At 71.5% G+C, this 21,874-nt stretch carries 24 protein-coding genes; 11 read left to right on the top strand and 13 right to left on the bottom strand.

What is annotated here, in order from left to right:
• Positions 1-65 precede the first annotated feature (65 nt).
• Positions 66-875: an SDR family oxidoreductase gene (locus R3F55_23610; GenBank protein ID MEZ5670362.1), complete on the top strand. Its 810-nt coding sequence runs from the start codon at positions 66-68 to the stop codon at positions 873-875.
• Between the two features lie 17 nt (positions 876-892).
• Positions 893-1,825, top strand: a complete 933-nt coding sequence (locus R3F55_23605; GenBank protein MEZ5670361.1) for a LysR family transcriptional regulator — start codon at positions 893-895, stop codon at positions 1,823-1,825.
• Here the strand turns inward: R3F55_23605 and R3F55_23600 are convergent.
• Complete coding sequence (locus tag R3F55_23600) at positions 1,774-2,511, bottom strand: NnrU family protein (GenBank protein ID MEZ5670360.1); 738 nt, start codon at positions 2,509-2,511, stop codon at positions 1,774-1,776. The two genes, R3F55_23605 and R3F55_23600, sit on opposite strands and share 52 nt — an antisense overlap.
• 53 nt (positions 2,512-2,564) lie before the next feature.
• On the opposite strand from R3F55_23600, the gene R3F55_23595 reads away from it, so the two are divergent.
• From R3F55_23595 to R3F55_23585, 3 genes are all read left to right on the top strand, one after another.
• The gene (locus tag R3F55_23595; protein ID MEZ5670359.1) at positions 2,565-2,888 is read left to right on the top strand and encodes a DUF3253 domain-containing protein; all 324 of its coding nucleotides are present in this window, start codon (positions 2,565-2,567) and stop codon (positions 2,886-2,888) included.
• Positions 2,888-3,823, top strand: a complete 936-nt coding sequence (locus R3F55_23590; protein ID MEZ5670358.1) for a glyoxylate/hydroxypyruvate reductase A — start codon at positions 2,888-2,890, stop codon at positions 3,821-3,823. The genes R3F55_23595 and R3F55_23590 overlap by 1 nt, the downstream gene beginning before the upstream one ends.
• Positions 3,824-4,017: 194 nt before the next feature.
• Positions 4,018-4,737, top strand: coding sequence for a hypothetical protein (locus tag R3F55_23585; protein ID MEZ5670357.1), 720 nt, complete (start codon positions 4,018-4,020; stop codon positions 4,735-4,737).
• Between the two features lie 24 nt (positions 4,738-4,761).
• On the opposite strand, the gene R3F55_23580 is transcribed toward R3F55_23585, so the two are convergent.
• The 11 genes from R3F55_23580 to ccmA form a co-directional block, all read right to left on the bottom strand.
• The gene (locus R3F55_23580) at positions 4,762-5,745 is read right to left on the bottom strand and encodes a DUF4424 family protein (GenBank protein MEZ5670356.1); all 984 of its coding nucleotides are present in this window, start codon (positions 5,743-5,745) and stop codon (positions 4,762-4,764) included.
• A 36-nt stretch (positions 5,746-5,781) separates the two neighbouring features.
• Positions 5,782-6,432, bottom strand: coding sequence for a nitroreductase family protein (locus R3F55_23575; GenBank protein ID MEZ5670355.1), 651 nt, complete (start codon positions 6,430-6,432; stop codon positions 5,782-5,784).
• Positions 6,433-6,461: 29 nt separating this feature from the next.
• Positions 6,462-8,159 (bottom strand): c-type cytochrome biogenesis protein CcmI, encoded by a 1,698-nt coding sequence (gene ccmI / locus R3F55_23570; protein MEZ5670354.1) that lies wholly within the window; start codon positions 8,157-8,159, stop codon positions 6,462-6,464.
• Positions 8,156-8,659: a cytochrome c-type biogenesis protein gene (locus R3F55_23565; GenBank protein ID MEZ5670353.1), complete on the bottom strand. Its 504-nt coding sequence runs from the start codon at positions 8,657-8,659 to the stop codon at positions 8,156-8,158. Before R3F55_23565 ends, ccmI begins: the two co-directional genes overlap by 4 nt.
• Positions 8,656-9,237: a DsbE family thiol:disulfide interchange protein gene (locus R3F55_23560; protein MEZ5670352.1), complete on the bottom strand. Its 582-nt coding sequence runs from the start codon at positions 9,235-9,237 to the stop codon at positions 8,656-8,658. The genes R3F55_23565 and R3F55_23560 overlap by 4 nt, the downstream gene beginning before the upstream one ends.
• Positions 9,238-11,220: a heme lyase CcmF/NrfE family subunit gene (locus R3F55_23555; protein MEZ5670351.1), complete on the bottom strand. Its 1,983-nt coding sequence runs from the start codon at positions 11,218-11,220 to the stop codon at positions 9,238-9,240.
• Between the two features lie 9 nt (positions 11,221-11,229).
• Positions 11,230-11,664, bottom strand: a complete 435-nt coding sequence (gene ccmE / locus R3F55_23550; GenBank protein MEZ5670350.1) for a cytochrome c maturation protein CcmE — start codon at positions 11,662-11,664, stop codon at positions 11,230-11,232.
• Entirely contained in the window at positions 11,661-11,855 is a 195-nt protein-coding gene (gene ccmD / locus R3F55_23545) for a heme exporter protein CcmD (GenBank protein ID MEZ5670349.1), read from the bottom strand. The genes ccmE and ccmD overlap by 4 nt, the downstream gene beginning before the upstream one ends.
• A 3-nt stretch (positions 11,856-11,858) precedes the next feature.
• Positions 11,859-12,623, bottom strand: a complete 765-nt coding sequence (locus R3F55_23540) for a heme ABC transporter permease (GenBank protein ID MEZ5670348.1) — start codon at positions 12,621-12,623, stop codon at positions 11,859-11,861.
• Between the two features lie 118 nt (positions 12,624-12,741).
• Positions 12,742-13,410, bottom strand: a complete 669-nt coding sequence (gene ccmB, locus R3F55_23535; protein ID MEZ5670347.1) for a heme exporter protein CcmB — start codon at positions 13,408-13,410, stop codon at positions 12,742-12,744.
• Complete coding sequence (ccmA, locus tag R3F55_23530) at positions 13,407-14,039, bottom strand: heme ABC exporter ATP-binding protein CcmA (GenBank protein MEZ5670346.1); 633 nt, start codon at positions 14,037-14,039, stop codon at positions 13,407-13,409. Before ccmA ends, ccmB begins: the two co-directional genes overlap by 4 nt.
• Positions 14,040-14,324: 285 nt before the next feature.
• On the opposite strand from ccmA, the gene R3F55_23525 reads away from it, so the two are divergent.
• On the top strand, positions 14,325-15,182 hold the full coding sequence (locus R3F55_23525) for an alpha/beta fold hydrolase (GenBank protein ID MEZ5670345.1): 858 nt from the start codon (positions 14,325-14,327) through the stop codon (positions 15,180-15,182).
• Here R3F55_23525 and R3F55_23520 read toward each other — a convergent pair.
• Positions 15,127-16,008, bottom strand: coding sequence for an RNA polymerase factor sigma-32 (locus R3F55_23520; protein MEZ5670344.1), 882 nt, complete (start codon positions 16,006-16,008; stop codon positions 15,127-15,129). The two genes, R3F55_23525 and R3F55_23520, sit on opposite strands and share 56 nt — an antisense overlap.
• Before the next feature lie 184 nt (positions 16,009-16,192).
• Here R3F55_23520 and R3F55_23515 point away from each other — a divergent pair, with 184 nt between their 5' ends.
• From R3F55_23515 to glk, 5 genes are all read left to right on the top strand, one after another.
• Positions 16,193-16,777: a MarR family transcriptional regulator gene (locus tag R3F55_23515; GenBank protein ID MEZ5670343.1), complete on the top strand. Its 585-nt coding sequence runs from the start codon at positions 16,193-16,195 to the stop codon at positions 16,775-16,777.
• A 124-nt stretch (positions 16,778-16,901) separates the two neighbouring features.
• On the top strand, positions 16,902-17,672 hold the full coding sequence (otsB, locus tag R3F55_23510) for a trehalose-phosphatase (GenBank protein MEZ5670342.1): 771 nt from the start codon (positions 16,902-16,904) through the stop codon (positions 17,670-17,672).
• 10 nt (positions 17,673-17,682) lie between these two features.
• Positions 17,683-19,476, top strand: coding sequence for a glycoside hydrolase family 15 protein (locus R3F55_23505; GenBank protein MEZ5670341.1), 1,794 nt, complete (start codon positions 17,683-17,685; stop codon positions 19,474-19,476).
• Entirely contained in the window at positions 19,473-20,849 is a 1,377-nt protein-coding gene (gene otsA, locus R3F55_23500) for an alpha,alpha-trehalose-phosphate synthase (UDP-forming) (protein ID MEZ5670340.1), read from the top strand. Before R3F55_23505 ends, otsA begins: the two co-directional genes overlap by 4 nt.
• Entirely contained in the window at positions 20,842-21,807 is a 966-nt protein-coding gene (glk, locus tag R3F55_23495; protein ID MEZ5670339.1) for a glucokinase, read from the top strand. Before otsA ends, glk begins: the two co-directional genes overlap by 8 nt.
• The last annotated feature ends 67 nt before the right edge of the window (positions 21,808-21,874 follow it).

The raw sequence follows: 21,874 nt of genomic DNA, 5'->3' as shown, positions 1-21,874 counted from the left end.
TATCGGCGCCGGGCCGGCCGGCGGCAACGACCGGAGGCGGGCACCGATCAGGGGAGGAGACGACGATGAGCGAAGAACGGTCCGGCGAATTCGCCGGCAAGGTCGCGGTGGTGACGGGCGGCACCAGCGGGTCCGGCGAGGCGACGGCGCGGCTGATCGCGGCGCGCGGCGCGGCTGGCGTGACGATCTGCGGCCGCGACGCGGCACGCGGCGAGGCGGTGGCCGCCGACATCGGCGCCGGCGGCTGTCCCGCGCTGTTCGTGCAGGCGGAACTGGCCGATGTCGACGCCTGTTTCCACGTGATCGACGAGACCGAGCGGCGCTTCGGGCGTCTGGACGCGCTGGTCAACGTCGCCGGCCTGTCGACCCGCGGCTCGGTGGAGAACACGACGCCGGAGGTCTGGGACAGCCTGTTCGCCGTCAACGTGCGGGCGCCGTTCTTCCTCGCCCAGCGCGCGGTCGGCGTGATGCGCAAGCACAAGATCGCGGGGGCGATCGCCACCGTCGGCTCGATCGTCGCCTATGGCGGCCCGCCGTTCCTGACGCCCTATGCCACCACCAAAGGCGCGCTGATGACGCTGACCCGCAACCTGGCCAACAGCCTGAAGCGCGACCGCATCCGGGTGAACATGCTCAACATCGGCTGGACCAATACCCCGTGGGAGCATGTGGTGCAGACCACGGTGCACAACCGCGGCGAGAACTGGCTGGAGGAGGCGGCGAAGGTGCAGCCGTTCGGCCGGCTGATCGAGCCGGACGACGTCGCCCGCGCGCTCGCCTTCATGGTGTCCGACGAGTCCGGCCTGATGACCGGGGCGATCATCGAATACGACCAGACTGTGATCGGCACCGCCGACGAGAACCCGGGCATGTGAGCGGGCGCGGCCGCGCGATGTCGATGGACAACCTCGCCGCGATGGCGGTCTTCGCCAAGGTGGTGGAAGCCAACGGCTTCAGCGCGGCCGCCCGCGACCTCGGCCTGTCGAAGTCGGCCGTCAGCAAGCACGTCAGCCGGCTGGAGGACAGGCTGGGCGCCCGGCTGCTGAACCGGACCACGCGCCGGCTGGCACTGACCGAGATCGGCGAGGCGTTCTACGAGCGCTGCACCCGGCTGGTGGCCGAGGCCGAGGAGGCCGAGCTCGCGGTCACCCGGATGAGCGCGGAGCCGAGCGGCATGCTGCGGGTCAACATGCCGTTCAGCTTCGGCAGCCTGCATGTGGTGCCGAGCCTGTGCGGCTTCATGGGCGCCTATCCGCGGGTCAACGTGCAGGTGACGCTGGACGACCGCTATGCAGACCTGGTCGCCGACGGCTACGACCTCGCCATCCGCATCGGCGAGCTCGACGATTCCAGCCTGATCGCGCGCCGGCTGGCAATCACGCGGCCGAAGCTGGTGGCGTCGCCGGCCTATTGGGCCAGACACGGAGTGCCGCGGGTACCGGCCGACCTCTCCGCCCACGAGTGCCTCGTCTACACCTATCTGCGCCGTGGACCGCTGTGGCGGTTCGGCGACCAGGCTGTGCGCATCGCCGGCCGGCTGCAGGCCAACAACGGCGACGTGTTGCGGCAGGCCGCGCTGGCCGGCCACGGGGTCGCGCTGCTGCCCAGCTTCATCGTCTGGCGCGACCTGCACGAAGGGCGGCTGGTGCCGGCGCTGGAGGCCTATTGCGAGGACCCGCTCGGCATCTATGCGATCTACCCGCACAGCCGGCACCTGTCCGCCAAGGTGCGGGCGTTCATCGACTTCCTGGCCGCGCGTTTCGGCGAACGGCCCTATTGGGAGGAGGTGACGCCGGAGGCCGGCAGGTCATGCCCGGGCGGGTAGGGGGAGACGCCGAACACCGAGGCATGGCCGTGCAGGATGCCGACGTAGAGCAGCACCGCGACGGCGAGCCGCAGCGCATCGGCCCAGCCGGCGCGCAGCCGGTTGCGGCCGGCCAGGGTCGCCGCCAGCGGCAGCAGCGAGGTGCGTTCGGCCAACGCCGCGAAATCGAAGGCGGGGTCCGCCCGCTTCTTGGCATCGATGCCCGCCATGCCGGCGAGCGACAGCACCGCCATGCCGCCGAACAGGAACAGCGAGGCCAGGTCGCCGTTGGCGGCCAGATGGCCGAGCGCCCACAGCGTCACGCCCCACAGCATCGGGTGGCGGGTGACCGCGGTGGTCAGCGGCAGGGCGTCGCCGGCCGGGATTGCCGCGGCCGCGCCGCCGATCGCGGTCGGGTTGCGGGTCGACAGCGCGCCGACCACCAGCCACAGCGCGACCGGCATCAGCACGACCGGCAGCCAGGCGAGCGCGGGCACGGTCCACAGCGGCACATAGGGTGCGTCGCGATAGGCGAGGGCCGTCAGCACCAGCGTCACGGTCGATTGCAGCGCATAGAGTCCGCGGAACGGTCCGGTGCCGAGACGGGCGACAAGGCGCGCGCGAATCGCCGGCAGCGCCAGGACGAGATGCAGCCCGACGAAGGCGGCCACCGCCGCCAGCAGAAGCAGAATGTGCGGATCGTCCATGGTCTCGCCGCCGGCCTGTTGCGCCGACCCAGACCCTAAGCTAAGGCTGGCCGATGTCCAGGCCAGACCAGCAGCCGCCGAAGCGCCGCAACGTGTCCGACGCGGCGATCGAGGCCGAAATCCTCGCCCTTGCCGGTGCCTGCGCGGCCGGCGGCTCGATCGCGCCCAACGACGCTGCGCGCGCGCTGGCGCCGGAGCAATGGCAGGCGCTGATGGGCCGCGTCCGCCTCGCCGCGGTCCGGCTGGCCAAGGCCGGGCGGATCGAGATCCTGCGCAAGGGCCGACCGGCCGATCCCGAGGCGTTCAAGGGTGTCTATCGCCTGCGCCTGGCCGCGCCGTCGCCGGCCGGCGCTGCGGGCGACCGCGCGGACGGCTGATGCCCGAGCTGCTGTTCCATTCGGCGATCGACGCGGCCGGGCCCTGGCGCGAAAAGCTGGCGCGGATGGCGCCGGACATCCGCCTGCGCGTCTGGCCGGACGACGTCGACGATCCCGCCGCCATCGATTGCGCGCTGGTGTGGAACCCGCCGCCGGGTCTGCTCGCCTCGCTGCCAAACCTGCGCCTGATCCAGTCGCTCGGCGCTGGCGTCGACGGGCTGCTGTCGGACCCGCGGCTGCCGGATCACGTGCCGGTGGCACGCCTGGTCGACGGCCTGCTGACCCAGTGCATGACCGAATATGTCGCGCTGCACGTGCTCTATCACCATCGGCTGATGCCGATGTTCGCCCGCCAGCAGGCGGCCGGCATCTGGCGCGAGGAGATCGCCCCGCCGGCGCAGGAGCGCTCCGTTGGGCTGATGGGCCTGGGCGAACTCGGCACCGCGGCGGCGAAAGGACTGGTCGGCCTCGGCTTCCGCGTGCTCGGCTGGAGCCGCAGCCCGCACGCGATCGACGGCGTCGCCGGCTTCCACGGGCCGGACGGCTTGGCCGCGATGCTGCCGCAATGCGCGATCCTGGTCTGCCTGCTGCCGCTGACGCCGGAAACCGAGGACATCCTCGACCGGCGCCTGTTCGACCGGCTGCCGCGCGGCGCCGCGCTGATCAACTGCGCCCGCGGTCGTCACCTGGTCGAGGCCGACCTGCTCGCCGCGCTGGACGACGGCCGGCTTTCGGGCGCGTCGCTCGACGTGTTCCGCCAGGAACCGCTGCCGGCCGGCCACCCGTTCTGGACGCGCGGCGACCTCGTGATCACGCCGCACATGGCCAGCATGGCCAACCCGGACAGTGCGGCCTCGCTGCTGGTCGAGAACATTCGCCGGGTGTGGGCCGGCCGGGAGCCGCGCTATCGCGTCGATCCACGGCGCGGCTACTGATCCGCCGGCGCGGCGTGCGGTCACGCCATCGTGTCTCGGAAGTGTATAGCAGAAGAGTCTGCAGCGCTTATTTCCGAATAGTCATAAACGACTCTCAATAAACAGACGAAGCACCGGGTGCTTATGAAACTGTGATCGGCATCACTTTGTTGGCGGTCGGGTTTTCCTGCGTGCGCGCGAAGCCAGGGGGCGAAATGCTGCACATCGACTATTCGGGGTTGAATGCCACGCCTGCGATGATCGTCAAGTTCCTCGAAGACAACGTCGTGATGCCGACCGCGGAAATCAACGTCGCGCGGAATCCCGGCCAGCCGGAGTATCTGGAGTTCCGCGAGGTCGACTTTCCGAAGGGCCGGATGGGTGGCACAGCTTCGGCGACCGACTGCCGGGTGCTGGCGCTGGGCCGCTCCGCGCATTCCGATCCGAACAAGGCGCTGCTCAGCTATGTCTGCGAATATTCGGAAGGGGCCGCCAGGTTCGTGGCCTTGGGCAAGGGCGCCGGCTTCTGCTTCACCTGCACGATGAACGGCTGCACCTTCGGGATCGGATCGAAGGCGCCCGACGGGACCGTGCTGGTTGCGCATGCCAATGCCAAGGGCCAGTTCTCCGGCGCGGTCGACGCGTTCGAAAAGCGCGTCGGACGCGGCATCAGCCAGGTCGAGCGAAGCGAGCTCCAGTCGGCGCACCAGGTCTCGATGCTGACCGGCGCCTATGCGTCGCTCGGATTCCAGGGTTCCGTCGGCTTTCTCGACCCGGGGGCCTATCGCGGCGGCGGCGTTTGCAACGCGACCACGGTCGGCTATCGCTGCGGCAACGAGTGGAACTTCGCCTTCCAGTCGCTGCGAACCAGCAGCGGCGTCACCTCGATCGTCGGGGTGTTCCCCGTCGTCACCAACGCGGTGCGGATCGGATGAGGCGCCGGCCGGCGCGCCGCCGGCCTATTCCAGCGGCGCCCCTTCGAGGAAAAGCACCGCCAGTTCGCCCCGCGGGGTGAAGTCGGCGATGGTCGCCTCCAGCGTGGTCGGGCCGGTCTCGGCCAGGCCGGCGACGCAGGCCGCGGCCATCCAGTCCGCCGCGCCCTTGTCGATGGTCAGGTGGAAGCTGCCGATCGGCCCTGCCCAGTTGTTCGCCGTGGTGACGATGTAGTCCACCGTCCAGGCACGCAGATAGCCGGTGCCGGCCCGCGCGGCCGCCTGCTGCAGCAGGTTCGCATCCAGGCAAAAGCGGTCCCAGGCCTCGTCGTCGCCCTTCATGATCGTCTCGGCATCGACCGCGCCGAACAGGGCACCGCCGGCGATCGGCCGATAGCTGTGCTCGATCACGACATCGCTGTTCGCGGGGAAGTGCTGCGGCCAGTAGTAGATGGTCTGGAAGGTCCAGGTCGGGAAGGCGGTGACGGTGCCGCCATAGTCGTCGAACTGGGCGATGCCTTCGGCCTGCAGCGTCGCCCGGTCGGCCGGCGGCAGCGCCGCCAGGCGGTCGAGCATGGCGACGTCGAAGCCCGTGGTCGGCAGGTCGAATTCGGCCAGGCGTGCGGTGACGTCGTGGCCGATCACCGTCGCCCGCGACTCCGACATCGGCTCGACCGGCTGCCCGTCCACGCTGACGGAAAAGCCGATGTAGTTGTCGGATTCGGTGCCCAGCATGCCGAAGTCGGTCTCGTACATCTGCGAGAGGTCGATCGGCGGCAGCGGGAAGGCGACCAGCGTGTCGAAGTCGGCCGCGGTCTGGTTGTGGAACACATAGCGGACCGTGACCCGGTCGGGTGCGATGGTCAGGTCCTCGCGTTCGAGGCTGACCGCGCTGTTCGGCACCAGCTGCAGGCCGCCGGCGCCGATCGACGCCGAGGAATCGTTCGCCCGTGCGGGCAGGGCGGCAGCGATCAACGCACTGCCGAAAGCGACGACAGAGACGCGAGGCATCGGGTTCCAGACCTCCAGAAGTCCGACCCGGACGGGTCAGAGCCAATCCACCACGCTGGCGAGCGGTTTGCGCGCGATGTCGGGCACCGTCGCGCCTTCCGCCGGGTAGCCGGCGACCAGCAGCAGATAGGGCCGCTCGTTGTCCGGCCGTCCGAGGATCGCATTGAGGAAGCTCATCGGACTCGGCGTGTGGGTCAGGGTCGCCAGCCCCGCCCGGTGCAGCGCGGCGATCAGAAGGCCCGTGGCGATCCCGACCGACTCGCTGACGTAATAGTGCTTCACCCGCCGCCCGTCGGGCAATCGGCCGTAGCGTTCGGCGAAGATGGCGATCAGGTACGGGGCGACTTCGAGGAACGGCTTGCGCCAGTCGGTGCCGAGCGGGGCGAGTGCATCGAGCCACTCCTGCGGCGCACGCTCTTCATAAAACGCGCGCTCCTCCTCCTCCGCCGCCGTGCGGATGCGCGCCTTGACGGCCGGATCGCTCACCGCCACGAAGTGCCAGGGCTGCATATTGGCGCCGGACGGCGCCGAGGCCGCCGCTGCAAGCGCCGCCTCGATCGCTTCCCGCGGCGGCGGCGTCGGATCGAAGTCGCGAACGGTGCGCCGGGTCGCCATCGCCGTCGCGAAATCGCGCGCCGCGGCGACGGCGTCGGCCGGTTCCAGCCGTGCAAGGGCCAGCGGCACCATGCGCGGTGCCGGATGCGGGTCCGCCACGGCTATTGCGACGGCATGCCGCCGACGGCGTTGGTGCTGTCCACCGGGCTCTCCGTGCCGTCGGTGCCGTCCGGCAGGGAGCTGCCGTCCGCCAGCGCGGCGATGTAGGACTGGACGTCGACATAGGCCTCGCTGCCGACCTCCAGCGTGTCGAGCAGCCGCTGCCAATACTGGCGCGCGCCGGGGAAGTCGCGCTGCTGCGCGGCGGCGAGGCCGAGCAGCCACAGCGCGTCGGGATGGGTCGGATCCTGCTCGATCACATGGGTCAGGGCGGCCACCGCCTCGGTCGGCACCGGCGCGTCGACCGGCCGGTCCTGCAGCAGCATCCGCACATAGGCGATCTGCGCATCGACGCGGGTCGGACCATAGCGGCTCGCGTTCGCCAGCGCGTTCTCCGCCTCGCCGATCTGGCCCAGGTTGACATAGGAGCGGGCCAGCATCATCCAGCCGTCGACGTCCTGCGGGTCGTCCTGCAGACGCGCGGCCAGCCCGGCGACCATCTCGCCGATGCGGCGGCTCTGCTCCTCCGCCGACAGCGCCATCATGTCGTCGATCTGCTGCTGCGAGGGTCCCGGCGCCACGGTGGCACCGGTGCCCTGGACCGACGACCGCTCGGCCGGCATCGGCGCCGCCGCGACGGCAGCCGGCGGGGCGGGCGGCGGGGCAGGCGGCTCCTGCGCCTCCGCCGCAAGTTCGGCCTGGGCCGCCTCGGTGGTCGCCGGCTCCGCGTCCGCCATGCGGGTCTCGCCGATACCGTCGCTGTCCGCAGCGGCATCGGCATCGGCAGCCTCGCCGGAGGCCTCTTCGTCGCGGGTGTCGCCGAGGGCCAGTCGGGTGGCGTCGGCACCCAGCACCTGCTCGGCCTCCGCGATACGGGCGTTGACCGCCTCCATCCATGGCGCATCCGGCAGCGATTCCGAGGCCAACCGCTGCCATCCGGCCAGGGCGGCGGCCGCGTCTCCGCGCTGCAGGTCCGCCAGCGCGAGGTAATACTGGGCACGCGGGTCGTCGGGCACCTGATCGAGCGTGGCGCGGAACGCCGCGACCGCCGGCTCGGTGACCTGGCCGCCGGCCTGCATCACCAGGATCTCGCCATAGGCGGCGCTGAGGTCGGCCTGGCCCGGCGCCAGCGCCACCGCATGGGCATAGGCGTCGGCGGCCTCGTCCAGCCGGTCGAGGCCTGCATAGGCACGGCCGAGCAGCACCCAGGACCGCAGGTCGTCGGGGTCGCGTTCGACCGCAAGCGTCATCTCGCTGATCAGCGCCTCGGCGGTGTGGCGCGCCTGTTCGATGTCGGCCACGTCCTTGCGGCCGGCGATCGGCTGGTCGGGCATGCCCGGCTGGCCGACGCCGAGATAGACGGCGACGGCGGCGACCGGCGCCGCCAGCGCGATCGTCGCCGCCCAGCCCCGCGCCCGGCGCGCGCGCTGCGGCTTCGCCTCCGCGCTGTCGGCGCCGTCGGCCGCCTGCAGCAGCCGGCGTGCGATCGCGCTGCGCATGGTCTCGGCCTCGCCGGCGCTGACCTGGCCGCGCGCGACGTCGTCGTCGATCTGCTTCAGCTGGCTGCGGTAGAGCCGTTGCGCGGATGCGTCGCGGCCGCCGAGACGGGCGGTGCGGCCAAGCAGCGGCGGCAACAGCGCGAACAGCACGAAGCCGGTGACGATCACCGCGACGGCCCAGAACAGCACGGCGTCGGTCATGCGCGCTGCTCCCTGTCGTCGGAGTCCATCAACTCGGCCAGTCGCAGCCGCTCGGCGTCGGTCAGCGGCCGTTCGTCCTCCGCCGCGCCCGCCGGCACGCGGCCCCGGCGCCGCCACACGGCGATGCCGACGATGCCGGCAAGCAGCACGGCGGGCGGGCCGAACCACAGCGCGTAGGTCAGCGGCTGCATCGGCGGCTCGAGCAGCACATAGGTGCCGTAGCGCAGCACCATCGCATCGCGCACCGCCTGGTCGCTGTCGCCCTGCTCCAGGCGTGCGCGCACCAGGGCGCGCATGTCGGCCGCGATCTCGGCGTCGGAACTGTCGATCGACTGGTTCTGGCAGACCACGCAGCGCAACTCGCCATAGAGCGCGCGGGCGCGCAGCTCAAGCGCCGGGTCGGCCATCTGCTCGCCGGGGTTGACCGCGCCGGCCGCCGCCGGCCAGCCCAGCGCGGCCGCCAATGCCATGCGGGCCAGCACCGTGGAGGCTCCCGTCACGACGCGCCCTCCACCTCGGCCAGGAAGGCCTCGCGCTGCGCCGGCAGCACCGGCCCGAAATGGCGATAGACCACGGTGCCGTCGCCGTCGACGATGAAGGTCTCCGGCAGGCCGGTGACGCCCCAGTTGACGCTGATCGATCCGTTCGGGTCCACCGCGACCTGGGCATAGGGATTGCCGTAGTCGCCGAGGAAGCCCAACCCGGCGGCCGGGTCGTCCTTGTAGTTGATGCCGATCACGGTCAGCCCGTGCTCCTCGGCCAGTGCCGTCAGCACCGGGTGTTCGACCTGGCAGGGGCCGCACCAGGAGGCGAAGAAATTGACCAGCACCGGCTCGCCGTGGCCGAACACGTCGTCGCCGACCGGCGCGGCGCCGGGGATCAGCGAGGCGCCGGCAACGCTCGGCGCCGGCTGGCCGACCAGCGCGGAGGGGATGTAGCCGGGGTCGCGGTCGTCGAGCAGCAGCATGTAGGCAAGGAAGCCGATCACGGCGCCGAACACGCCCAGCGGCACCGCCACCACCCACAAGGCGCGCGGCCGGCCGGCCGGGCTGCCGGACGAGGTTCCGACCTCCTGCATTCAGGCCTCCATGGCCAGGCTGGCGGCGCCGCGCTTGCGCGCCGTCGCGCCGATCTTGACCCGGCGGTCGCTGAGCGACAAGACCCCGCCGGCGGCCATCATCACCGCGCCGAACCAGATCCAGCCGACCAGCGGCTCGTAGTAGAGCCGCGTCACCCAGGCGCCATTGCCGTCGGGCTCGCCGATCACCGCGTAAAGGTCTCCCGCCACGCCGCCCCGGATGGCGGCTTCCGTCGTCGTCTGGCGCTCCACCGGGTAGAGGCGCCGCTCAGGGGTCAGCACGTCGATCTCCGCGCCGTCGCGCAGCACCGTCATCCGCGCGCGCTCCGCGACATAGTTCTCGCCGTCGTGCCGTTCGACGCCGTCGAGACGCAGCGAGAAGCCCGCCACGTCGACGGCATCGCCGATCCGCATCATCTGTATGCGCTCTGTCTTCCAGGCGGTGGCCGCCACCGCGCCGGCGATCAGGACGCCGAGCCCGGCATGGGCGAGCATCCCGCCATAGGCCCCGCGCGGAACTCCCGCGGCGCGGCGCAGGCTGACCGGCAGCGGACGCCGGAACAGTGCGATCCGCTCGGCCAGGTCGGTGGCCGCGCCGAACACCAGCCACGCCGCCAGCCCGAGCCCGACCAGGGCCAGCACCGGCCCGCCGCCGCTGAGGTACCACGCACCCGCAACCACCGCGAGGCAGAGCATGAACGCGATCGCCAGCCTGCCCAGCGCAGCGGCAAGATCGCCCTTTTTCCACGCCAGCATCGGTCCGACCGCCATTGCGGCCACCATGGGGGTCATCAATGGCACAAATGTGGCGGCGTAAAACGGTGGACCGACCGACACGCGTTCGCTGGTCACCGCCTCGGCGAACAGCGGATAGAGGGTGCCGAGCAGCACCGTCGCCGCGGCCACCGACAGCAGCAGGTTGTTGAGCACCAGGCCGCCCTCGCGGCTGACCAGCGCGAAGCCCGGACCGCTGCGCAGGCTGGGCGCGCGCAGGGCATAGAGCACGAGGCCGCCGCCGACCGCGATCGCGAGCAGCAGCAGGACGAACAGGCCGCGGTCCGGGTCGACGGCAAAGGCGTGGACCGAGGTCAGCACGCCCGACCGCACCAGGAAGGTGCCGAGCAGGCTGAAGCCGAAGGCCAGGATCGCCAGCAGCATGGTCCACGCCTTCAGCGTCTCGCGGCGCTCGACAACCAGCACGCAGTGCACCAGCGCGGTGCCGACCAGCCAAGGCATCAGGCTGGCATTCTCCACCGGGTCCCAGAACCACCAGCCGCCCCAGCCCAGCTCGTAATAGGCCCACCAGCTGCCCAGCGCGATGCCGAGGGTCAGCGTGCTCCAGGCCGCGAGGGTCCATGGCCGCACCCAGCGCGCCCAGGCGGCGTCGACCTTGCCCTCGATCAGCGCGGCGATGGCGAAGGAGAAGGCGATGGAGAAGCCGACATAGCCGAGGTAGAGCATCGGCGGATGCGCGGCCAGCGCCGGGTCCTGCAGCACCGGGTTCAGGCCCATGCCGGCGATCGGGGCCGGGTCCAGGCGGTCGAACGGGTTCGAGGTGAGCAGGATGAAGGCGAGGAAGCCGACGCCGATCATGCCCTGTACCGCGATCACCCGGGCGCGCAGCGTCTTCGGCAGCCGGTCGCCGAACCAGGCCACCGCGGCGCCGTAGCCGGCGAGGATCAGCGCCCACAGCAGCATCGAGCCCTCGTGGTTTCCCCACACCCCGCTGATCTTGTAGAGCAGCGGCTTGGCGACGTGGCTGTTCTCGGCGACCACCCGCAGCGAGAAGTCCGAGGTGACATAGGCGTTGACCAGCGCCAGGAAGGCGGCGGCGACCAGGGTCAGCTGCATCAGGGCGCAGGGCGAGGCGAAGCCGATCAACCGGTCGTCGTTGCGGCCGGCGCCGATCATCGGCACCACCGACTGCAGCACGGCGATCACCAGGGCCAGGGCCAGCGCGTAGTGTCCGAGTTCGGCAATCATGGCGGCGGGCTATTCGCCTTGCCAGTGGCCCTGCTCGCGCAGCGCCTCCGCCACCTCGGGCGGCATGTAGGTCTCGTCGTGCTTGGCCAGGATGGTATCGGCGGTGAACCGGCCCGGCGCGGCGAGGAAGCCCTCGGCGACCACGCCCTGGCCCTCGCGGAACAGGTCCGGCAGCACGCCGGCGAAGCTGACCGCGATTTCGGTGCTGCCGTCGGTGACGACGAACGCGATGCTGCCGTCCGCCTGCCGGTCGACGCTGTCCGGCTTGACCAGGCCGCCGACGCGGAACCGCTGGTCGGGCGCGGGCGCCTCGGCGGTGAGCTCGGTCGGGCTGCGGAAATAGATCACCGTGCTGCTCAGCGCGGACAGCGCCAGCCCGGCCGCGCCGCCGAGCAGGCCGAGGCCGACCAGGATCAGGGTCAGGCGCTGGCGCTTGGTGGTCATCGGCGGGCCCGGCCCTCGCGGCGCAGGGATGCGGCGCGGCGCTCCAGCGCGCGGGTGCGCAGCACCGACCACAGCACCAGCCCGACGATGGCGACGGCGGCGATGCCGTAGGCCGGCCAGATGTAGGCCGCATAGCCGTCCATGGCGAAATACCCGCCCGCCGCTTCAGCCGCCGCCTGCGTCTGGTCCACCGTTCAGTCCTCCCGGGCCGCGCCGGCGGCCGCGGCGGCCAGCCGCGCCTGGGCGCGCAGGCCACGCATGCGCCAGATCAGCACCACGAAGAACAGCAGGGTGTAGGCGACCGACATTACCAGCAGCGGCACCAGCATCGACGGATGCAGGCTCGATCCCGTCACCGGCGACAGGCTGGCCGGCTGGTGCAGGGTGTTGAACCATTCGACCGAGAACTTGACGATCGGCACGTTGATCACGCCGACCAGGCAGAGGATCGCGGCCGACTGCTGGCCGCGGGCGGCGTCGTCGAAGGCGTCGACCAGCGCGATATAGCCCAGATAGAAGAACATCAGCACCAGCACCGACGTCATCCGCGCGTCCCAGGCCCACCACGCGCCCCACATCGGCTTGCCCCACAGCGAGCCGGTGGCGAGGCAGACGACGGTGAAGATCAGGCCGGCCGGCGCGGCGGCGCGCGCCGCCATCATCGCCAGGCCGTGGCGCCAGACCAGGCCGACGAAGCAGGCGATCGCCATCAGCACATAGACGAACTGGGCCATCCAGGCGGCGGGGACATGCACATACATGATCCGCACCGTCTCGCTCTGCTGGTAGTCGCGCGGCGATTCGACCAGGGCGAGGTAGAGGCCGACGGCGAACAGCACGATGGTCGCGGCGGTCAGCCAGGGCAGCACGCGCTGGGCGATGCGGAAGAAGCGGGCCGGGTTGGCCATGCTGACCGCGCGCGGCCGGCGCAACTTCTGGAGCTCGACGTCGCTGCTCATGCTCTCGTTCCCATCCGGGCCCATCCGGGCCGCGCCGCCGCCGCGGTCCTCGCCCCGAGGTGATGCGCGCGAGACCCGGGCGCAAGGGGCCGCGACAACAGGCGCGGCATGCCGCCGCTCATGCCATCGCCGCGCGCAGGGCGGCCGCAGCCGCCAGCGGGCAGACCGCGAGCGCCACCAGCATCAGCGTGCCGAGAAACATGAGGCCGACGGTCGCGTCAAGCCCGTTCGCGGCCGCGTCGGCGGCACCGGCGCCGAAGATCAGCACCGGAACGTAGAGCGGCACGACCAGCAGCACCAGCAAAAGGCCGCCGCGGCGGGCGCCGAGAATCAGGGCCCCGCCGACCGTGCCGATCAGGGTCAGCGTCGGCGTGCCCAGCTCCAGGCAGACGAGCAGCGGCGCATAGACCGCGGCCGGCAGGTCCAGCATCAGCGCCAGCAGCGGCGACAGCGCCACCATCGGCAGGCCGGCGACCAGCCAGTGCGCGGCGGCCTTGGCGACCACCAGCAGCGGCAGGGGGGCGGGCGACTGCAGCATCAGGTCGACGCCGCCGTCGGCGAAGTCGAGCGCGAAGATTTGATCGAGCGTTATCGTCGTGGCCAGCAGCGCCGCCACCCAGATGATGCCCGGCGCGATGCGGGCGAGCTGGGCCGGATCCGGGCCCAGCGCCAACGGGAACACGGTCACGATGATGACGAAGGCGCCCAGCACCGGCACGGCGCCGCCGCGCTGGCGCCAGGCCAGCAGCAGGTCGCGGCGGAACAGCGCGAGCGCCGGCCCGGTCATGCGGCCTTGGCGACGGCCAGCGGGATCGCGCGGGCCCGCGGAAAGGCGGCCACGTCGTGCGTCGCCACCAGCGCCGCGCCGCCGCCGGCGCAATGGGCCTCGACGGCCGCGGCCAGCCGGGCGACGTTGTCGCGGTCCAACGCATTGGTCGGCTCGTCCAGCAGCCAGACCCGGGCAGCGCCCAGACGCAGCCGCGACAGCGACAGCCGCCGGCGCTGGCCGGCGCTGAGGATGCCGACCGGCGTATCGGCCAGGCCGGCGAGGTCGAAGGCGGCCAGCGCCGGGCCGATGTCGTCGCCTTCGGCGCCGCCCAGCCGCAGCCAGTAGCGCAGGTTCTCCGCCACGGTCAGGTGTACCTTGGCCGGGTCGGCATGGCCGACGAACAGCACGGCCGGGCCGTCGCCGGCGGGGCCGGCCACCGTGCCGGCGGCCAGCGGCAGCAGGCCGGCCAGGCAGCGCAGCAGGCTGGTCTTGCCGCTGCCGTTCGGCCCGGTGACGACCGCGAGCTCGCCCGCGGCCAGCGTCAGCCCGATGCCGTCGAGCACGCGCCGCCCGCCCCGCATGCAGGCGAGCCCCTCCACCCGCAGCAGCGGCGTGCGTGTCGGCGGCGCTTCGGTGACGGCGTCCATGGCGCGGCACCATAGCGTCGCGGCGGGCGGTTGCACACAGCCCAGCCGGCTGGCCGCGGCGCAAAAAAAAAGCCGGCCGCCGAAGCGGCCGGAGATTTAAGGAGGCTCGACCGAAGGGGAAGGTCGGTCGGTCCGTCCGCCGCGCTCAGGACTCCACGCAGTCGGCGGCGGACGGGATCAGGGGAGAACCTGATGGTTCATCAGGTGGGTTCCGTCCTGGGCGGGATTGCGCCAGAAATGCGGCGATTCCGTGGTATCCACTCGCGCATGCGTGAACGAACGGACATGGCGTCGGCGCCCGGCCGCGAAATTGCCATCGCGGCCGCCTGCGACACGCTGTTCGCGCAGGCGTGGAACGAGGCGGGCGCGGCACCGGACCCGGTGGTGGTGTTCCTGCACGAGGCGCTGGGCTGCGCCGGCGGCTGGCACGGTCTTCCGACGGCGCTGTGCGCGCGGGCGGGACTGCGCGGGCTGGCCTACGACCGCCTCGGCCACGGCCGCTCGCCGGCACGGCACGGCCCGCAGCGGCCCGGCTATCTGCGCCACGAGGCGGAGACCGTCCTGCCGGCGGTGCTTGCGGCGGCCGGTATCGCGCGGCCGGTGCTCTACGGCCATTCCGACGGGGCGACGATCGCGCTGATGTTCGCCGCCGCCTTTCCCGACCGGGTGGCCGCGGTGGTCGCCGAGGCCCCACATGTGTTCGTCGAGGACGAAACGCGGGCCGGAATCCGCGCGGCGATGGCGGCATTCGCCGCGCCGCGGCTGCGCGCGCGGCTCGCCCGCCATCACGGCGACAAGACCGACGCGTTGCTCGCCGGCTGGTCGGGCACCTGGCTTTCGCGGGAGTTCGCCGACTGGTCGATCGTCGACGCGATGGCGCGCATCGGCGCGCCTGTGCTGCTGGTCCAGGGCGCCGACGACCAGTACGGCACCCGCCGGCAGCTCGAAGCGATCGCCCGGCGGGTGCGCGGGCCGGTCGTCACCGCGCTGCTCAGCGGTGTCGGCCACGCGCCGCACCGCGAGACGCAGGCTCTGGTCGTCGATCTGGCGGCCGGCTTTCTCGCCCGCGAGGCGCCGGCCGCCGCGATCAGGCCTCCAGCAGCTCCGTCATCCGCTCCGGGTTCGATTCCATCCGCACCCTGAGCTTGCTCAGCGCGCGCGCCTCGATCTGGCGGATGCGCTCCTTGGTCAGGCCGAACTCGATGCCGATCTCGGCCAGCGTCTTGCGGTCGTCCTGCAGGAAGCGCTGGGTGATGATGGTCTGCTCGCGTTCGGTCAGGCTGGCCAGCGCCTCGCGCAGGCGGCGCCGGCGCACGTCGCCGTCGTGCACGCTGGTGTAGTTCTCCTCCGGATTCGGCCGGTCGTCGGCGACGAAATCCTGGAACTGGTCGGTCTCGCCGTCGCTGAAGGTGGCGTTCAGCGAGCGGTCGGGACGCGAGAAATGGGCCTCCATCCGCTCCACCGCGGCCACCGGCACGCTCAGGTCCTCGGCGATCTTGCGCCGGTCGGCGTCGGTCATGGTGCCGTCGCCGGTCTCGTCCAGCTTGGCGCGCAGCCGGCGCAGGTTGAAGAACAGGGTCTTCTGCGAGGCGGTGGTCGCGATCCGCACGATCGACGAGTTGCGCAGGATGTAGTCCTGGATCGACGCCCGGATCCACCAGGCCGCATAGGTCGAAAAGCGCACGTCCCGCTCCGGGTCGAAGCGCGCGGCTGCCTCCATCAGGCCGATGTTGCCTTCCTGCACCAGGTCGCCCATCGGCAGCCCGTAGCCGCGGAAACCGGCCGCGATGCGCACCACATAGCGGGCATAGGCCTGCACCAGTTCGTCCAGCGCCGCCTTGTCCTGCCGATCGCGCCAGCGCCGCGCGAGATCGGCCTCCTGCTCGCGCTCCAGCAGTGGCGCGCGCATCGCCGCTGCGATATAACGGCGGCTGCCGGGATCGACATAATAGTTGGATGGGCTTGCCATTCTTCGTAGCCCTCTCATATTTGCAGCAAGAGCGCTGCAATAGTTTCGAGTCGAAAATATGTCGTGCCGAATAGGATTGCAAGCGCCGTCGAGTTGCGGTTTCGTGAACGTGAACGGAGCGACGGCGCCCGGTGCGATCGGCCGATAGCCGGGCAGAACCGCCGCCGGCTGCAGGGTAGGCTGGATGAGCAAAGCGCGCGAGATCGTGGAAAACCTCGATCGTCTGGGACGGCTGACGCGCGCCGTCCAGTTCTCCGACTGTCTCAATCCGGCCCAATGGGAAGCGCTGCGCTATCTCAGCCAGGCCAACCGCTATTCGCGCACGCCGGGTGCGCTGGCGGAGTTCCTGGGTGCGACCAAGGGCACTGTGTCGCAGACCCTGAGTGCGCTCGAGGAAAAGGGGCTGCTGGCGCGCATCCGCAGCGAGAGCGACCGGCGCTGCATCGACCTGGTGCTGACCGAGGCCGGCCAGGCGCTGGTCCGCCGCGATCCGCTGCGCGACCTGGAGCGGGCCGTGGCGCGGCTGGACGAGGCCGCGCTGGCCAGCATGAACGCGATGCTCGACGGCCTGCTGCGCGACATCCGCTCATGTAACGAAAGCCGGGATTTCGGGGTCTGCTCCCGCTGCGAGAGGCTGGTGCCGCTCGATGCCGGCGCGCAGCAGGCGCCGGGCTATCGCTGCGGCCTGACCGGCGAGTCGGTCGGCGACTCGGATACGCGCAAGCTCTGCGCCAACTTCTCCTGCGGCGACCAGGGCGCGACGGGCTGAACCCGCCCGTCGCGCCGCTTGCGCCCGCCGGCCTTGACCGGTGCGGCCGACCGCCGGCAAGACATCCCCGATCGTTCCCGACCGCAGCCACGGCTTGCCGCGCCAACGCAACGGACCGCCCGCGATGCATGACCATGACGACGATGCGCCGCCGCCGGCGCAGCCGGACTGGGCCTATTTTCTCGATGTCGACGGCACGCTGATCGAGATCGCGGCGCGGCCGGAACAGGTCGTGGTGCCGCCCGGCCTGATCGAGCTGCTGCGCGGCCTGCACCGCGCCGCCGGCGGCGCCTGCGCGCTGGTCAGCGGACGCGCCATTGCCGAGCTCGACCGCCTGTTCGCGCCGCTCAGGCTTCCCGCCGCCGGCGTCCATGGCGTGGAATGGCGCGGCGACGGGGCCTGCGGCGACCGGCCGGTCGAGGTCGGCGGCGACCCGGAAACCGCCGCGGCGCTGGATCGGGCGCGGGCCGGCCTGGCGGCCCTGCAGGCGGCGCATGGCGGCCTGACGGTGGAGGACAAGGGCGTGGCGCTGGCCGTGCACTACCGCGCGGCGCCCGCACTGGCCGGCGTCGTCGGCGAAGCGACGGCGGCGCTGGTCGCACGCGAGCCGGCGCTGTGCGCCCAGCCCGGCAAGATGGTGGTCGAGCTGAAGCCGGCCGGGGTGGACAAAGGCCATGCGATCAGGCGACATCTAGGCGAGGCCCCTTTCCGCGGCCGGCGCCCGGTCTATGTCGGCGACGATCTGACCGACGAGCACGGGTTCGCGGCGGTCAATGCCGTCGACGGCATTTCGATCCGGGTCGGCGACGGCGCGCCGACCCTGGCGCACTGGCATCTGGCCTCGGTCGCGGCGGTGCACCGCTGGCTCGCGGCCCTGTCTGCAAACCGAGGTTGAGATACTCCGGATGACGACGCTCGAACTCGGCCTGATCGGCAACAGCAGCTTCGGGGCACTGGTCGACCCGAACGGCCGCGTGGTCTGGATGTGCCTGCCGCGTTTCGACGGCGACCCGGTGTTCTGCAGCCTGCTGCAGCCAGGCGAGACGCCGGAGGCGGGCTTCTTCGATCTGGAGGTGGCCGATCTCGCCCGCAGCGAGCAGGAATATCTGACCAACTCGGCGATCCTGCGCACACGGCTCTACGACGGCGCCGGCAATGCGGTGGAGATCACCGACTTCGCGCCGCGCTTCCGCATGTTCGGCCGGATGTTCCGGCCGCTGACGCTGGTCCGCCGCATCCGGCCGCTGGCCGGCCACCCGCTGGTCCGCATCCGCCTGCGCCCGACCTTCGGCTACGGCGCGCAACGGCCGGCGACCACCCGCGGCTCCAACCACGTGCGCTATGTCGCGCAGGAGCAGATCGTGCGGCTGACCACCAACGCGCCGATCAGCGTGGTCACCGAGGAGCTGCAGTTCGTGCTGGAGGAGCCGGTCGACCTGATCCTCGGCCCCGACGAGACGATGGCCAGCCGGGTCGAGGACGTGGCGCGCGAGTTCTTCGACCACACGCTCGACTACTGGCGCGAGTGGTCGCGCTATCTGTCGATCCCGTTCGAGTGGCAGGACGCGGTGCTACGCGCCGCCATCACCCTCAAGCTGTGCGCCTATGAGGAGACCGGCGCCATCGTCGCGGCGATGACCACTTCGATCCCGGAGGCGGAGGGCGACGAGCGCAACTGGGACTACCGGCTGTGCTGGCTGCGCGACAGCTATTTCACCGTTCACGCGCTGAACCGGCTGGGCGCGACCCGCACGATGGAAGACTACATGCGCTTCCTGATCAATGTGGTCGCCACCAACGCGCCGAAGACCGGCTACCGGCTGCAGCCGCTCTATTCCATCCTCGGCGACGCGCGGCCCGACGAGCGCTTCGTGACCAGCCTGGCCGGCTATCGCGGCCACGGGCCGGTGCGCATCGGCAACGCCGCCTATTCGCAGGTCCAGTACGACGTCTATGGCGCGGTGATCCTGGCGTCGGCGCAGGCCTTCTTCGACCGGCGGCTGTCGCGCCCCGGCGACGCCGGCCTGTTCGAGCGGCTGGAGCATGTCGGCGAGCAGGCCTGGGCGGTGCACGACCAGCCCGACGCCGGCCCGTGGGAGCTGCGCAACTCGACCCAGGTCCACACCTTCTCCGCCCTGATGTGCTGGGCCGCCTGCGACCGGCTGGCCCGCATCGCCGCCGCGCTCGGGCTCGGCGACCGCGCGGCGCTGTGGGCCGAGCGCGCCGACGTGATCCGCGCGGTGATCGAGGAGCGGGCCTGGAATGCCGAGGTCGGCGCGTTCACCCAGGCCTATGGCGGGCGCGAGCTGGATGCGTCGATGCTGCTGCTCAACGACCTCGGCTTCCTCAAGGCCGAAGATCCCCGCTTCGCCTCGACGGTCGACGCCATCGGCCGCGAGCTGAAGCGCGGGCCCTACCTGTTCCGCTACCGCGTCGCCGACGACTTCGGGGAACCGGTCCACGCCTTCAACATTTGTACCTTCTGGTACATCGACGCGCTCGCCGCCCTCGGCCGGCGCGAGGAGGCGCGGGCGATGTTCGAGAACATGCTGGCGAAGCGCAACCGCCTCGGCCTGCTGTCCGAGCATCTCGACACCGAGACCGGCGAGCAGTGGGGCAACTTCCCGCAGACCTATTCGATGGTCGGGCTGATCAGCTCGGCAATGAAGCTGTCCAAGGCGTGGGAGGATGCCTTTTGAGCCGTCTCGTCGTCGTTTCCAACCGTGTCGCCCCGGTCAACGAGGGCCAGGCCGCGGCCGGCGGGCTCGCCGTCGGCGTGCTGTCGGCGCTGCGCGAGAGCGGCGGCATCTGGTTCGGCTGGAGCGGCGAGGTTGCGAGCACGGAATCGGCCGAACCGTCGGTGTTCCAGACCGGCCGGCTGACCTACGCCACGGTCGACCTGACCCAGGAGGACTACGACCAGTATTATGCCGGCTATGCCAACGGCACGCTGTGGCCGCTGTGCCACTACCGGGTCGACCTGGCCCAGTTCTCGCGCCGGGCCTATGCCGGCTACGAGCGGGTCAACACCCTGTTCGCCAAGCGGCTGCGGCCGCTGTTGCGGGACGACGACCGCATCTGGGTGCACGACTACCACCTGATCCCGCTGGGCCGCGAGCTGCGCCAGGCCGGCGTCGAGGCGCCGATCGGGTTCTTCCTGCACATTCCGTGGCCGGCGCTGGAGATCCTGCTGACCCTGCCCAACCACGCCCAGATCGTGCGCGCGATGTGCGACTACGACCTGGTCGGCCTGCAGACTCCGGGCGACGTGCGCGCCTTCTGCGACTACATCCGGTGGGAAGCGAAGGGCGAGGTCGGCGCCGACGGCACGGTCCGCGCCTATGGCCGCACGCTCAGGGTCGCGGCCTTCCCGATCGGCATCGACGTCGAGGCGGTGCAGAGCCAGGCCGAGGTGTCCGGCCGTTCGCGCCAGGCCCAGCGCCTGCGCGATTCGCTGGCCGACCGGTCGCTGTTCATCGGCGTCGACCGGCTCGACTACAGCAAGGGCCTGGTCAACCGGTTCGAGGCCTATGAGCGGTTGCTGGAAACCTATGCCGACATCCGCGGCCAGCTGACCTTCCTGCAGATCGCGCCGCCGTCGCGCTCGGACGTGCCGTCATACATCGAGATCCGCCGGACGCTGGAACAGGCGGCCGGCCACATCAACGGCCGGTTCGCCGAGTACGACTGGGTGCCGCTGCGCTATCTGAACAAGAGTTTCTCGCGCAAGATGCTGCTCGGCTTCCTGCGCAGCGCCAACGTCGCGCTGGTGACGCCGCTGCGCGACGGCATGAACCTGGTCGCGAAGGAATTCGTCGCGGCGCAGGACCCGGAGGATCCCGGCGTGCTGGTGCTGTCGCGCTTCGCCGGGGCCGCAGCCGAACTCAACTCCGCCCTGATCATCAACCCGTTCGACACCGACGGCGTTGCCGAGGCGATGCGCCGCGCGCTGGATATGCCGCGGCAGGAACGGATCGCGCGCTGGCAGGACATGATGCGGGCCCTGAAGGACTATGACATCGCCGCCTGGCGCGACCGCTTCGTCGCGGCACTGGAGCGCGTGCATGGCTGAGCCGGCTGAGGCGCCGCGCCTGCTGGGCGACATCGGCGGCACCAACGCGCGCTTCGCCCTGCAGCGGCCCGGCGGCGGCGCGGACGCGATCCGCGTGCTTCCCACCGCCGACTTCCGCAATCTGGCCGACGCGGTCAACGCCTATCTCGACGGCTTCGCCGCGCGGCCGGTCGTCCGCCGTGCGGCCGTCTGCGTCGCCGGGCCGGTGCTGGGCGACCATTTCGTGCTGACCAACAGCGACTGGGAATTCTCCATCGAGGCGACGCGGCGGGCGCTCGACCTCGAACGGCTGCATGTGGTCAACGACTTCGCCGCGGTGGCGCTGGCGGTGCCGCACCTGGACCGCGCGAGCCTGGTGCAGGTCGGCGGCGCACCGCAGGCCGAACGTGCGCCGATCGTGGTGATGGGCGCCGGCACCGGGCTCGGCGTGTGCGGGCTGACCCCGATGGCTGGCGGCTGGCTGCCCCTGCCGGGCGAGGGCGGCCATGCCACCCTGCCGGCGGCATCGGCGCGCGAGGAGGCGGTGTTCGCCCGCATCCGCGCCCAGTACGGCCACTGCTCGGCGGAGCGGGTGCTGTCCGGCGGCGGGCTGGTCAACCTCTACCGCGCCCTGCACGAGGTCGACGGCTCGGCCGCCGACCCGGTGCAGCCGGAGGACGTGACCCGGCGCGCGGAATCCGGCGAGGCGCGGGCCGACGAGGCGGTGGAGATGTTCTGCGAGGCGACCGGCACCGTTGCCGGCAACCTGGCGCTCACCTTCGCCGCGCTCGGCGGCGTCTACTTCGCCGGCGGCATCATCCGCCTGCTCGGGCCGCGCTTCGTCGCGTCCGGCTTCCGCGCGCGGTTCGAGGCGAAGGGCCGGTTCCGCCCGCTGCTGCAGACGGTTCCCGCCTGGCAGATCGCCCAGCCGTTCTCCGCCATGGTCGGGCTGGCCTCCCTGCTCGACGCCGAGGGTTGAGCCGGCCGCCGTCGGCTTCGATTGCCTGGAATTCATCTTTCGCTCCGGCCCGGTGCGCGGCCGCCCC

It is taken from the genome of Alphaproteobacteria bacterium, from assembly GCA_041396705.1.
Classification (GTDB): domain Bacteria; phylum Pseudomonadota; class Alphaproteobacteria; order CALKHQ01; family CALKHQ01; genus CALKHQ01.
Note: the sequence above shows the minus strand (reverse complement) of the source record. Positions and strands in the feature narration are given on the sequence as shown.

Excerpts from the sequence above, each read along its gene's own strand:
- R3F55_23610 (MEZ5670362.1), top strand. The coding sequence starts at position 66 with ATGAGCGAAGAACGGTCCGGCGAATTCGCCGGCAAGGTCGCGGTGGTG.
- R3F55_23605 (MEZ5670361.1), top strand. The coding sequence starts at position 893 with ATGTCGATGGACAACCTCGCCGCGATGGCGGTCTTCGCCAAGGTGGTG.
- R3F55_23600 (MEZ5670360.1), bottom strand. The coding sequence starts at position 2,511 with ATGGACGATCCGCACATTCTGCTTCTGCTGGCGGCGGTGGCCGCCTTC.
- R3F55_23595 (MEZ5670359.1), top strand. The coding sequence starts at position 2,565 with ATGTCCAGGCCAGACCAGCAGCCGCCGAAGCGCCGCAACGTGTCCGAC.
- R3F55_23590 (MEZ5670358.1), top strand. The coding sequence starts at position 2,888 with ATGCCCGAGCTGCTGTTCCATTCGGCGATCGACGCGGCCGGGCCCTGG.
- R3F55_23585 (MEZ5670357.1), top strand. The coding sequence starts at position 4,018 with ATGCTGCACATCGACTATTCGGGGTTGAATGCCACGCCTGCGATGATC.
- R3F55_23580 (MEZ5670356.1), bottom strand. The coding sequence starts at position 5,745 with ATGCCTCGCGTCTCTGTCGTCGCTTTCGGCAGTGCGTTGATCGCTGCC.
- R3F55_23575 (MEZ5670355.1), bottom strand. The coding sequence starts at position 6,432 with ATGGTGCCGCTGGCCCTTGCACGGCTGGAACCGGCCGACGCCGTCGCC.
- ccmI (MEZ5670354.1), bottom strand. The coding sequence starts at position 8,159 with ATGACCGACGCCGTGCTGTTCTGGGCCGTCGCGGTGATCGTCACCGGC.
- R3F55_23560 (MEZ5670352.1), bottom strand. The coding sequence starts at position 9,237 with ATGCAGGAGGTCGGAACCTCGTCCGGCAGCCCGGCCGGCCGGCCGCGC.
- R3F55_23555 (MEZ5670351.1), bottom strand. The coding sequence starts at position 11,220 with ATGATTGCCGAACTCGGACACTACGCGCTGGCCCTGGCCCTGGTGATC.
- ccmE (MEZ5670350.1), bottom strand. The coding sequence starts at position 11,664 with ATGACCACCAAGCGCCAGCGCCTGACCCTGATCCTGGTCGGCCTCGGC.
- R3F55_23540 (MEZ5670348.1), bottom strand. The coding sequence starts at position 12,623 with ATGAGCAGCGACGTCGAGCTCCAGAAGTTGCGCCGGCCGCGCGCGGTC.
- ccmB (MEZ5670347.1), bottom strand. The coding sequence starts at position 13,410 with ATGACCGGGCCGGCGCTCGCGCTGTTCCGCCGCGACCTGCTGCTGGCC.
- ccmA (MEZ5670346.1), bottom strand. The coding sequence starts at position 14,039 with ATGGACGCCGTCACCGAAGCGCCGCCGACACGCACGCCGCTGCTGCGG.
- R3F55_23525 (MEZ5670345.1), top strand. The coding sequence starts at position 14,325 with ATGGCGTCGGCGCCCGGCCGCGAAATTGCCATCGCGGCCGCCTGCGAC.
- R3F55_23520 (MEZ5670344.1), bottom strand. The coding sequence starts at position 16,008 with ATGGCAAGCCCATCCAACTATTATGTCGATCCCGGCAGCCGCCGTTAT.
- R3F55_23515 (MEZ5670343.1), top strand. The coding sequence starts at position 16,193 with ATGAGCAAAGCGCGCGAGATCGTGGAAAACCTCGATCGTCTGGGACGG.
- otsB (MEZ5670342.1), top strand. The coding sequence starts at position 16,902 with ATGCATGACCATGACGACGATGCGCCGCCGCCGGCGCAGCCGGACTGG.
- R3F55_23505 (MEZ5670341.1), top strand. The coding sequence starts at position 17,683 with ATGACGACGCTCGAACTCGGCCTGATCGGCAACAGCAGCTTCGGGGCA.
- glk (MEZ5670339.1), top strand. The coding sequence starts at position 20,842 with ATGGCTGAGCCGGCTGAGGCGCCGCGCCTGCTGGGCGACATCGGCGGC.